Source organism: Actinomycetota bacterium, from assembly GCA_030017835.1.
Classification (GTDB): domain Bacteria; phylum Actinomycetota; class Aquicultoria; order UBA3085; family Oleimmundimicrobiaceae; genus Yes70-04.
On sequence record JASEGU010000028.1, the window covers coordinates 1 to 11,831 of the forward strand.

General features: G+C 53.4%; 14 protein-coding genes. All 14 read right to left on the bottom strand.

Annotation, left to right across the window (positions count from 1 at the left end):
* A partial coding sequence (locus QMD53_06140; GenBank protein MDI6800224.1) for a ribosomal-protein-alanine N-acetyltransferase RimI occupies positions 1–208 on the bottom strand: 208 nt, incomplete at its 3' end.
* Positions 209–215: 7 nt separating this feature from the next.
* Complete coding sequence (gene tsaB, locus QMD53_06145; GenBank protein MDI6800225.1) at positions 216–911, bottom strand: tRNA (adenosine(37)-N6)-threonylcarbamoyltransferase complex dimerization subunit type 1 TsaB; 696 nt, start codon at positions 909–911, stop codon at positions 216–218.
* On the bottom strand, positions 905–1,381 hold the full coding sequence (gene tsaE, locus QMD53_06150) for a tRNA (adenosine(37)-N6)-threonylcarbamoyltransferase complex ATPase subunit type 1 TsaE (protein ID MDI6800226.1): 477 nt from the start codon (positions 1,379–1,381) through the stop codon (positions 905–907). The genes tsaB and tsaE overlap by 7 nt, the downstream gene beginning before the upstream one ends.
* A 39-nt stretch (positions 1,382–1,420) precedes the next feature.
* A complete protein-coding gene (locus tag QMD53_06155) occupies positions 1,421–2,062 on the bottom strand; it encodes a uracil-DNA glycosylase (protein ID MDI6800227.1) in 642 nt (213 codons plus the stop codon).
* Between the two features lie 28 nt (positions 2,063–2,090).
* Entirely contained in the window at positions 2,091–2,612 is a 522-nt protein-coding gene (locus QMD53_06160; GenBank protein ID MDI6800228.1) for a nitroreductase family protein, read from the bottom strand.
* Between the two features lie 139 nt (positions 2,613–2,751).
* A complete protein-coding gene (alr, locus tag QMD53_06165) occupies positions 2,752–3,873 on the bottom strand; it encodes an alanine racemase (protein MDI6800229.1) in 1,122 nt (373 codons plus the stop codon).
* A gap of 10 nt (positions 3,874–3,883) precedes the next feature.
* Positions 3,884–4,345, bottom strand: coding sequence for a CBS domain-containing protein (locus tag QMD53_06170; protein ID MDI6800230.1), 462 nt, complete (start codon positions 4,343–4,345; stop codon positions 3,884–3,886).
* A gap of 1 nt (position 4,346) precedes the next feature.
* Positions 4,347–5,912, bottom strand: coding sequence for an NAD(P)H-hydrate dehydratase (locus QMD53_06175; protein ID MDI6800231.1), 1,566 nt, complete (start codon positions 5,910–5,912; stop codon positions 4,347–4,349).
* A gap of 1 nt (position 5,913) precedes the next feature.
* A complete protein-coding gene (gene acpS, locus QMD53_06180) occupies positions 5,914–6,294 on the bottom strand; it encodes a holo-ACP synthase (protein MDI6800232.1) in 381 nt (126 codons plus the stop codon).
* Positions 6,295–6,330: 36 nt separating this feature from the next.
* Entirely contained in the window at positions 6,331–8,157 is a 1,827-nt protein-coding gene (glmS, locus tag QMD53_06185) for a glutamine--fructose-6-phosphate transaminase (isomerizing) (GenBank protein MDI6800233.1), read from the bottom strand.
* Positions 8,158–8,223: 66 nt separating this feature from the next.
* Positions 8,224–9,555 carry a phosphoglucosamine mutase gene (gene glmM, locus QMD53_06190; protein MDI6800234.1) on the bottom strand — a complete coding sequence of 444 codons (1,332 nt, stop codon included), beginning with the start codon at positions 9,553–9,555 and terminating at the stop codon, positions 8,224–8,226.
* 150 nt (positions 9,556–9,705) lie between these two features.
* A complete protein-coding gene (locus QMD53_06195; GenBank protein ID MDI6800235.1) occupies positions 9,706–10,749 on the bottom strand; it encodes an alanine racemase in 1,044 nt (347 codons plus the stop codon).
* 91 nt (positions 10,750–10,840) lie between these two features.
* Positions 10,841–11,239 (bottom strand): 30S ribosomal protein S9, encoded by a 399-nt coding sequence (rpsI, locus tag QMD53_06200; protein MDI6800236.1) that lies wholly within the window; start codon positions 11,237–11,239, stop codon positions 10,841–10,843.
* On the bottom strand, positions 11,229–11,687 hold the full coding sequence (gene rplM, locus QMD53_06205) for a 50S ribosomal protein L13 (GenBank protein ID MDI6800237.1): 459 nt from the start codon (positions 11,685–11,687) through the stop codon (positions 11,229–11,231). The genes rpsI and rplM overlap by 11 nt, the downstream gene beginning before the upstream one ends.
* Positions 11,688–11,831: the final 144 nt, after the last annotated feature.

Genomic DNA, 11,831 nt, shown 5'->3' on the forward strand with positions numbered 1-11,831 from the left:
CGCTGCCCTGCAGGGCAGCGCCGCCGTATCCGATGATCTTGCCGCCAAGCCTTGCAACAACGTAAGAGATGAGGCCACCCAGAGAGAGCTGCTTTTCGAAGAGGCCGCCCGGCCAGGGGCTCTGGAAGGTCTCCACTTCGACCTCCATCACCGAGCTCAAGTCGCCTAGTCTCATCTCTTCGATAGATAACCCTTCAAGCTGCTCCATCGCCTCATCAACCCCTCTTTTGCGCCTCCTCGGCAATCGGTATGCGCACGTATATCGGAGAGATGGTTAAGGGGTCCTGGACGCTCCCCTCTCTGATGCGTATATGAGTGAGCCTATTTAAATTGCCGGCTTTAGGTGGCCACTTCTCTTTTGGGGAGATCCCCACGCCGCTCAAGCCCTCAAATAGGTGACCATAGGGCTTAAGGGCGTCGCCCGCGATTAGGATATCACTCGCCTCTTTGGCCCCTTGAACCCGGCTCAGTAGGTCATCGGGGGAGACTGCCTCGTATTCACTCAATCGCTTCAAGTGCCCGCTCGTATTCGCGTAAAGGGCAGTATATATCTCTTTTCGCTTGGCGTCGGTGGCAACCAGAATGAGACCCTGAAAGGGATCTATACCGGCCGCGATGATGTCTAAGCTGGAGACTCCGACGATGCCCAAGCCAAGACCGATGGCAAGACCTTTGGCGACCGAGACCCCGATTCGAAGACCCGTAAAGGAGCCCGGTCCGAGGCCAACGGCTATCGCCTCCACATCCAGAATATCGAGTTCGCACCGAGCGAGCATGGAGTCGATTAGGGGGAGAAGGATGCGCATATGTTCTCTTGGAGCATCCAAGCTCTCTTCCAGAAGGAGCTCATCACCCTGGCTCAATGCGACCGTGCAATTATCGGTTGAGGTGTCAAAGCCAAGGATCAGCATCGGATATCTCCGTATGAGCTTAGCCAATCCGAGGCGAGCCGGGTGAACCTCTCCCCGTATGGATTTATGGTTATCAACCTCTCACCCTTCCTTGCGGTCCGCTCAAATTTTATCTCCAAGTGCTCGGCGGGCAAGAGGGCGGCCACCTTATCTCCCCACTCGACAACGGTCACCCTGTCGCCGAAGAAATACTCCTCGTAACCCAAGTAATACATATCATTGAAGGAGGAGAGGCGATAGGCATCAAAGTGGTAGAGTTCGGGACCGGTTTGATTCTTATACTCCTTGATCAGAGTGAAAGTCGGACTGGTTATATTGGCCTTGATGCCGAGCCCCTCGGCGATGGCCTTGGTGAAACGAGTCTTGCCTGCTCCAAGATCGCCGGTCAAGCTGATTACCTCGCCGCCCTTGAGAAGAGAGGCCAGGGCCAGGCCGAGGGATCTCATCTCTTCTTTGGAGGCGACCGTTATAAGATAGGAGTTGACGGGACTATTCAGCGCTTTTCACCCTCAAAATAGCATCATCTGCTCGGCTTCACTGGATCCTTCGGCCTCATCTTTTTGGGCTATCACTTCAGTTTTAGCCGGGCTATCTTTTGTTTTGGGCGATATGATCGATTTCAGCGTGAAGAAGTCGGCTTGGAGGGCAGAGAGGTTGTTGGGTTGATAAAGGGCGGCGGCCGGATGGTATATGGGAAATATCTTTTGGCCGTCCTTCGTGAAGATGCGGCCATGCATCTTTGAGATGGAAACGGGCTCTTCAAGCAGAAGCTCGGCCGAGAAGCGGCCGAGCGCGCAAATCACTTTGGGCGAAATTATCCTTATCTGTTCAAAGAGATATTTTTTGCAGCGCTCTATCTCTTTGGGAAGGGGGTCGCGATTGTCGGGCGGACGACATTTTAAGACATTTGCGATATAGACATCTTCGCGCCTGAGTCCGATCGTGTTAAGCAGCTTATCTAACAGTTTTCCGGCTGCGCCCACGAAGGGTCGGCCTTGAATATCTTCATTTCGACCGGGAGCCTCCCCGACGAAGACGAGGTCTGCCTTCTCACTTCCGTAGCCGAAGACCAAGTTAGTTCTGGTTTTACCCAATGGACACTCCATGCAGTCCTTGATCTCTTCATAGAGCTCACTTAAGTTATCGGCCAATTATCGGACTCCTTAAAAACCGTAAAAATCAATCGATATAGGTTACCACCGCTTCGTGCGCCATGCGGGATGGTTTTTTGCCCCCCTTCGGCACGTAGCCTATTGGGACTATGGTCATCGGTCTTACGTGGAGCTCAATATTGAGTATCCTCCTGATATCATCCTCATAGAACGAGCCGACCCAGCAGCTTCCAAGCCCTTCCGAATTCGCCGCAAGCAGAATGTTCTGGGTCGCGCAAGCGGCATCCTGGATGGCAAAGAGGGTCCGTCCCCGATCTCCATAAGCCTCTCCGGATATCTCGACGTCGGCACAGACAACGATGACAACTGGGGCCTCTGAGATGAATTTCTGATTGAGGGCTTTGGCCGCCAAACGATCCTTGGTCGTCTGATCACGGACCACAAAGAATCGCCAAGGCTGTATGTCTCCCGCCGATGGCGCTTGGCAGGCCGCCTCCAGTATCTTATCTACCACTTCGCTTGAGACATTCTTCTTTGGATCGAAACTTCTTGCACTCCGCCTGTCATAGATAGCCTTATAGACCTCCATTACACCCTCCCATCCGATCATCCGATAAGTTATTAATTTTTATTATAATTGCGAAGCTCCTCTTTAGCAAAGACTAATGGGTTAAATTGCAAAGGATTATCCAAGCCGAAACCCCCCGCTTGATCCGAAGGAGAACGGCTCAGCCATCGATGTAAACCCTTGGGATGCGCCCGCTTATCATGCATACTATCTCATAATTTATCGTACTCAACAGCGAAGCGATCTCGTCTGCGCTTATTCGCTCGGGCCCGCTCGCTCCGATTAGGACGACTTCGTCCCCCACTTTGAAATCGCGCTCCTCAATATCGACCATGAACTGATCCATGCAGACGTTTCCGGCGACCGAAAAACGCTCGCCGTCTATCAAGACCGAGCCCAAGTTTGAGAGGTTCCTAGAGTAGCCATCGGCGTAACCGAGCGGAATGGTTGCGATATTGCTCCTCTTCTTCGCCTTGAAGGTTAGGCCGTAGCTTACCCCCTCACCGGCTTCGATCGTCTTGACCGAGGATATCATGGCCTTTAAGCTGAGGGCTGGATTAAGGTCTATGACTCCCTTGGTTGATTCGGCCGGATGAAGTCCATAGACGGAGATGCCGCACCTGACCATATCGAGGTGAGACTTCGGCTCCAAGATGGTGGCCGCGCTGTTGGCCGCGTGCTTGATGGGAATGGTAATTCCCGCCACCTCAAGCTCTCTTATGAGGTCTTCGAACTTCTTGAGCTGCTCGCCCATGAAGGCGTCATCCTCGCCGGCCGTGGCGAAATGTGTGAAGATGCCCTCGATCTCGAGGGCAGAAAGGGCGCTTAACTCTTCTATAAACCCCTTGGCCCTGGCGGGATCGACCCCTATCCTGTTCATGCCGGTATCGAGCTTGACGTGAACTTTGGCTCGCTTGCCGAGTTTTTCGGCGGCAGCCCAGATGGCCCTTGCCGCCCCGATCAAAGAGACGGTCAGAACGAGATCATTCTCAACCGCTTCTTCGGCGGCGTAAGGGGGAATGTCGCTCAAGATGTGGATGGGCGCCGCTATGGAGGCTCTTTTGAGCTTGACCGCCTCTTCGATCAGGGCGACTCCGAGCCTGTCTGCCCCGCCTTCAAGGGCAGCCATCGATACCTCGATATCGCCGTGGCCGTAAGCGTCGGCCTTGACCACGGCCATGAACTTAACATTCGGCCCAAGGCGACTCTTAAGGGAGGAGACGTTATTCCTTATGGCGCCAAGATCTATCTCAGCATAGGCTGGGCGAATCTTGCCTTCCATATGAGATATCTCACTCGCCCCTAACGATGTCTTTCATGATGTCGGCCTTGGTGATGATGCCGGCCAGGCGGCCTCCATCGAGTACGGGCAGCCTTGCTACGTCCTCTTTGACCATCTTGGTTGCGACGTCCATTACGCTATCATCGGCCTCGGCTGAGATCACGCTCTCCGTCATCACGTCCTTGACCTTGGCTCCGATCGCTTTTTTGAGATTATCTTCGAACTTCTTTAAGCCACCAAGGTATATTAAGCCGTCCAGAAGATGGATGTAGCTTGGGAACTCCAACTTTACATCGGCCATGATGAGATCGCCTTCACTTATTATGCCGACCATTTCACCGGCCGCATTTACGACCGGGGCTCCACCTATCTTCTTTGCGAGAAGTATCTCGGCCGCTTCCTTGACCGAAAGGTTTTCATCGATGGTGGTGGGGTCTTTTGTCATGATATCGCGAGCTCTTCTATCTTCCATCTTATTCTCCTTTCAATACCTCTTTTATGGCGTTGGGCAAATACTTGATTATATCGGTAGCATTCAGCGAGTATTGAGTCAATTCGCCTGCCGCTATATCGCCGGCTAGGCCATGTATGTAGGCCGCAAGAACGGTGGCCTCATAGGGCTTTGTCCCTTGAGCTGAGAAGGCTGCGATCATTCCGGTCAAGACGTCACCGGCTCCGGCCGTGGCCATCCCCCTGTTGCCGGTCGGATTTATGGCCACAGCGTCCGGTGCGGCTATGAAAGAGAATGGGCCCTTGAGCAGGACTACTTTCTCGGTCTCTTCGACAAATCTGGCAACACAGCCGTGGCGACCATTTTGAATGATTGCCGGCTCTTGGCAAAAGAGCCTTGCTATTTCGCCGGGGTGAGGCGTCAAAATCAATGGACTCTTTCTCTTTTTAAGCAGGTTGAGCTTACCCACCATGGCGCTTATGCCGTCGGCGTCCAGTACCATTGGTTTTTCGATCTCTGAAACAAGGGCCTGGACAAGTGAGGCCGTCTTCTTATCCAAACTAAGCCCTGGCCCCAAAGCGACCGTCTCGACCGATGAGCACCTTTCGAGCAGAGCATCCTTGGCCGAAGGGGCAAGCCCTCCCTCAGCCGTCTCGTCCGTGGCAAGGATTATTGCTTCGGTAAGTTTGACGGAGAGTATGTCACAGATGCTCTTTGGAGCGGCCAAGTAGACGGTTCCCGCCCCCGACTTTAGGGCGGCCTGGGTTGCCAAAACGGCGGCTCCCGTCATGCCGGGCGAACCGGCGATTATCAGAACCCTGCCCCGGCTGGCCTTGTGGACATCGCGGGGATGAGTTGGAAGGAGCTCCCTTATCTCGCTTTTGGAAAAAATCTGGGCGAGACCGATCTTAAAAATTTCGCCCATTTCGGCTGAGAGTCCAAAATCGTCCACTCTGATCCTACCGAAGTAAGCGGCGGCCGGAAAGAGATAGGACGATAGCTTGGGAGCAAGGAAGCTGACCGTCCTCTCCGCCATGATGTGGGGACCGGACAGAAGGCCCTTGCTTGGATCGATTCCGGACGGGACGTCGGCTGAGACAACTCTTATGCCTGAGGCATTTATCAGCTCGATCACGCTCTCGGCCAGGGCCTTGATGCTTCCTTTAAGACCCACGCCGAAGATGGCATCGATCACCACGTTGGCCTTGCTCAAGGCGGCCTTGAAATCATCCAGGGCGGCGTATGAGAGGGGTTTTGCCCCGCCGACCCTGATGAGATTGCGTAGCGCTTCCCCAGCCTCTTTCGTAAGATCGCTCTCTTTCACCTCTTCGGCGTGGGCATTGGCCAGAACGAAGGCGTCCACCTTATAGCCGGCCTCAATGAGAAGCCTGGTTGCGACCAGGCCGTCTCCGCCATTGTTGCCCTTGCCGCAGACGACGACCACGTGACCGCTCTCGCCGATCATGCTCGAGATCTCATTGAAGAGAGATCTTCCGGCCATCTCCATCAAATCATAAAGAGTCAATTCGGACTCATTTACGATCCTCTCTTCTATCTCTTGCGCCTGACTGGACGTTACAACCCTCATGTCAATCCCCCTTCTTGATTGCCGCAGCCATGGCCACGGCGCTGTCTGAGGTAAAAGATAGGCTGACTAAGACCTCGGCGACTCCAATCTCTTCAAGTCTATCTTTAGCGCGACCAATGAATACGACAAAAGGACGACCTAATTCGTCTCTACAAATTTCGATATCGGTACACTTGACTCCTCTAAAACCAGTACCGATCGCTTTGAGAATGGCCTCTTTGGCCGAGAAGCGGGCGGCAAAATGGAGGGGGGGGTTGGGTTTGCCCTCGCAGTAGGTTATCTCGCCCTCGGTGAAGACCCGCCACTTGAAGCGAGGGTGGCGGGTCATGGCTCTCTCGATGCGGGCGACCTCAACTATGTCTATTCCTACGCCTCTAAGCATATCAAGCTCAACCCTTCTTAATCTAAAGGGGGCGAATTATTCCACGGTCACACTCTTAGCAAGGTTTCGAGGCTGATCAACGTTGCAACCTCTCGCCTTTGCAATGTAATAGGAGAGAAGTTGAAGCGGGATGACCCCAAGGATGGCTGATATTATCTCGCTCGCCTCTGGAACGTAAAACACGTGATCGACAACCTTTTTGACCTCGTCGTTGCCTTTGGAGGCGATCGCGATCACCTCTGCGCCGCGCGCCTTGACCTCTTGAACGTTGCCTAATGTCTTCTCATAGACTTCGCTCACCGTCGCCACCACAACGACCGGAACTCCCTCGTCGATCAGGGCGATCGGGCCGTGCTTCATTTCGCCGGCCGCATAACCTTCAGCGTGGATATAGGATATCTCCTTCAGCTTGAGAGCTCCTTCTAAGGCGACTGGAAGGCCGACCCCCCGGCCCAGAAATAGAAAATCATCACAGGAGGCAAACTTCTTAGCCACCTCTTCTACGTGCCCTTTATCACCCAATATCTCCTCGACCCAGACGGGGATCTTCTCCATTTCCGCCTGGATAGAAAGGATTTCGTCCAAGCTTAAAGCCCCTCTGGCCTCGGCCATATAGAGAGCTAAAGCAAAGAGTACGGCTATCTGGCAGACGAAGGTCTTGGTTGCGGCCACCCCAATCTCGGGACCGGCGTGGGTATAGAGCGAGCTGTCGGCTTCCCTGGTTATGGTGCTGCCGAGCACGTTGGTCACCCCGATCACCTTGGCCCCCTTCCGTCTAGCCTCCCTGATGCCGGCCAGCGTGTCGGCCGTCTCGCCCGACTGAGTTATGGCGATGACGAGCGCCCCGTTGTCCAGAAAGGGGTCGGAGTATCTAAATTCCGAAGATATATCAACTTCGACAGGTATCTTTACCCACTTCTCTATCGCCTTCTTGGCGATGAGACCGGCGTGATAAGATGTGCCGCAGGCCAAGATGACCACCTTATTGAAGCCGGCCAGCTCCTTCTTACTCAAATCGAGATCGTCCAGAGAGATGCCACTGGAGGCTTTAAGTTTGCCCCGCAGGGTCTCCTTGATCGCCCCCGGTTGCTCGAAGATTTCTTTCAGCATGAAGTCCTCAAAGCCGCCCCTCTCAGCCGCCTTCTCATCCCAGGCGACCTTCATTATCTCCTTCTCTATCGGGCTCGCTTCAAAATCGGTGACTGTTATCGCGCCCTTGGTCACCTTAGCCATCTCATGATCGCCTATTATATAGATATCCTTGGTGTGACTTAAGACGGCCGGGATATCGGAGGCGATGAAGTATTCGCCTGATCCGAGCCCCACGATGAGGGGGCTGTCCTTTCGGGCGATGATGATCTCGCCCGGGTGATCTTCACATATAACCGCTATGGCGAAGGAGCCTTCCAGTTTTTTAATGGCTAACCTAACCGCTTCATATAGATCGCCGTCGTAGAGCTCCTCGATCAAGTGGGGGATGACCTCGGTGTCGGTCTCGGATTTGAAGACGTGTCCCCGCTCGATCAGGCCCTCTTTGAGGTCTATGAAGTTCTCGATGATGCCGTTGTGGACCATCGAAATTCTGCCCTTGCAATCAGTGTGAGGATGAGCGTTCTCCTTGGTCGGGCGGCCGTGCGTCGCCCACCTGGTATGACCGATGCCCAGCTTCCCGTGGGGAAAGTCTTTGGCTATCGCCCCTTCAAGATGGGAGAGATTCCCAACTTCTCTGGTCAGAGAGATCTTGCTACCAGTCATGATGGCGAGTCCAGCCGAGTCATAACCGCGATATTCCAACTTCTTTAGGCCGCCGACCAGAATATTGGTCGAGTCCTTTTCTCCCACATATCCAACTATCCCGCACATTAAGTAATCCTCCCGGTGTATCTTGAGATTCTTTAAAGACCGTAGTCCGATTTAAGGCTTAAAAGATCAGCCAAGCTCCCTTTCGATGACTCCTGCAACCACCTCGGCCACCTCTTTGGCATGCTCCTCGTCGTCGCTCTCGACCATGACCCGAATCAACGGCTCAGTGCCCGAGGGACGGACCAGAATTCGTCCGATCGAGCCGAGATCCTTTTCAGCCTCGGCTATCGCTTTTTTTATCGAAGCCCTCTTTTCCCATCCATCCTTGCTCTCAACTCTGACATTAATTAAGGTTTGAGGCAGACGGGTCATTATCTTAGCCAACTCGGAGAGCTTTTTACCGCTCTCGGCCATGACTTTAAAGAGGTTAAGAGAGGTTATCAGACCATCGCCGGTCGGGTTGTTTTCTAAGAGAATGATGTGGCCGGACTGTTCGCCGCCGATTATAGCCCCGCGCTTCATCATCTCACGAAGGACCCATTTGTCACCCACATCGGTCTTGATGACCTCTATCCCCCGCTCCTTCATGGCCAGATCAAAACCGAGATTGGTCATGACGGTGGTTACGACGGTGCTGCCCTTTAGAAGCCCCTTCTCTTTTAGGTGGGAGGCCAAGATGGCCATCATGAAATCGCCATCGATCACATTGCCCAGTTCATCAACGGCGATAACGCGGTCAGCGTCGCCGTCGTAAGCAAATCCTACGTCGGCTCCCGCCCGGATAACGGCCTCTCTTAAAGAATCGGGATGAGTAGAGCCGCAAGAGAGGTTTATGTTGCCCCCATCCGGCTGGTCAGCTATCGCGATAAGTTCAACTTTAAGCCTTTTGAAAGCGTTCGGGGCTATCTCGTATGCCGCCCCGTTAGCGCAGTCCAAAACCACCTTGAGACCGCTTGCGGGCTTAATGCCATTCAAAGCGTGCTCTATATATCGCTTATTTGCCTCGTTTAGATCGATGCACCTTCCTACCCGGGCGCCCTCGTCATTTGCGGGTTTTTTGCTATCCAAGATGGCCTCGATCCTCTCCTCGAGTTCATCCTCTATTTTCATGCCCGATGGTCCAAAGAATTTTATGCCGTTATAGGCGGCCGGGTTATGAGAGGCCGAGATGACCACGCCAAAATCCGCTCTCAGATCTTGGGTGAGATACGAGACGGCCGGCGTCGTGGTGACTCCCGCCCTTAGGACCTGCGCTCCCTCTTCGGATATTCCGATGATCAGGGCCTCTTCCAGCATATCGCCAGAGAGCCTGGTATCCTTGCCGATAACTACCTTTCCCTTGTTGGGGGAATTTAAAAGGACCTCTGCCCCGGCCCTTCCCACCTTGAGCGCGAGTTCATATGAGAGATCTTCTCCAGCGACTCCTCTTATGCCATCTGTGCCAAAATATCTTCCCAATAAATAAACCTCTCCTCTTTGAAATCAACAATCTAACATTATAACCTTGACTGGCCCGTAAATCGAGAAATTTGCCAGAGAGCTAAAAACCCTTACAACCCTCTTTTACCTTAATAAGAAATAAAAAATATTTGACAGCCGCCAAGTCTCTTAGTTTTTAGGGTACTCCTTACTCACCAAGGGCGAGGCGCAGGCGGCAGATAGGGCGTAATAGCCGGGGATGAATTTGAGGATGTCTCCTGCGGACAGCTTATCCATTTCGCTTATGTCAACCACCAAGTGATCTGCCCCCATCTGCAAGATTCGTCCGATAAATTGGGGTTTTAACATCCCAGCCCCGATGTGCTGCTTGCCAAGCGAAAGGACGGCCTGCTTGACCCAGGTTCCACCCCTTCTCTTATCGCTGACTTCCAGCACCTCAGAGAAGATGGCAAAGGCGTCAAGGTGGGCTCCCTCTATCGGCTTAAAACGAGCCGTCTCCTGACCGAGCAGGATGGCCTCGCCAATCCTGACCTGATTGATACCGGCCATAGCCCCGCCCGCTTCTATCAAACCCCAGAGGCTTGAGCTTCCGCCGGAGATGAAGTCGAGCTTAAGATCGAGCTTATCCTCAATCTCTTTGGCCGTTTCCACCAGAGTATTTAAGCCCGCCTTGCTTGGCTCAAAGCCGGGCCCCTCCTGACCCCCATCCCTTGCGCCCTCGGCGGGCTGGCAGAGGTTGGTGGCAAGACCGGCCAAACGGAGCCCTTGAAATCCGATAATCTTCTTGGCCAGCTCGGCGGCGCCGGCCGCCAAAACTCCCTCGCGAAGCCCGCCCGTCTCGACCATGATGGCGACCCCACATTCCTTCTTTTCCTGCCTTGCCGCCTTGGCCAGAGCGGGTAGGATGGCCCCATCTGAGATAAAGCAGCAGCTAGAAAATTTTACCGCCCCCTTAGTCTCATCCCTTGTGGGCTGCTTGAGCATGAAGGGATTAGAAAACCCCGCTTCGGTCAGGCGCATGAGGCTCATGACTTGCGAGTCGGCAAGGATTTTCGCCCCGCCCGCCTCCATCGCCTTGGCAACCAAAGGATCGCCAAAGCAGCCTTTGACCACTCCGACCAGACCCAGGCCGCATCTTTGGCAGCTGGCCGCAACCAGCCTTGTGTTATCCTCAATCTTCTTCAAATCGATGGAAATAAGCGGTAGTCTCAAGGGGCCTTCCTCTCAGATAAAAGATAAGGGCAGCCCCAAAAAGATGGACTGCCCTTAATATTCTACTATCAACGGTGAGTTTACAAAAATCTTAACGTTTCGAGAACTGTGGTCTCTTGCGAGCCTTCTTGAAACCGTACTTCTTGCGCTCTTTGGCTCTAGGGTCTCTGGTGAGAAGACCGGTTGTCTTTAGGTCTTTACGAAAATCGGCGTTGACATCCAAAAGAGCCCTGGATATACCGTGACGAAGGGCGCCGGCTTGCCCTGATGTTCCCCCGCCGTCGATCTTGGCGATGACATCGAATTTATCGGCCGTGCCGGTTACGTTGAAGGGCTGTTTGGCCAGCACGAGAAGGGTCTTTCTGCCAAAATAGTCCTCCAGGCTCTTGCCGTTCACGTTGAAATTGCCGTTTCCGGGAACAAGCCTAACCCTTGCGACCGACTCTTTCCTTCTTCCGGTTCCCCGGTAAACTACCTTATTAGCCGACACTTACATCTCCTTCCACATACTTGAGCTTATATGGTTTAGGCTTCTGCGCCTCATGTTCGTGATTTGGGCCCGCTTTTACTTTGAGCTTCTTTAGCACATCACGACCAAGGCTGTTGTGAGGGATCATGCCCTTAACGGCCTTCTTGATGACAAATTCCGGCTTGGTCTTCATCAAGACTTCGTAGCTGACGCTCTTAAGACTGCCTATATAGCCAGTGTGACGATGATACATCTTGCCCGCGAGCTTGTTTCCGGTCAGTTTGACCCTTTCGGCATTGATGACGATGACGTAATCGCCGGTATCCATGTGCGGGGTAAAGATCGGTTTGTGCTTGCCCCGAAGCAGAACGGCCACCTCGCTTGCCAGGCGGCCCAAAGGAACCCCCGTCGCATCTATGACGTGCCACTCTCGCTTTATGTCAGCTGGTTTAGCTGAATAAGTCTTCATCAAAATCCTCCAAATCGATATACTTGCTCCAAACCTTATGTATATTAATGAAAAAGCGCCTTTAAGTCAAGGGTTTGTAAGCGTCGGGCCGAACTGCGCCCGAAAACTTGAACTACTATTGAGGAATCCTAAGGTGAATGGCGA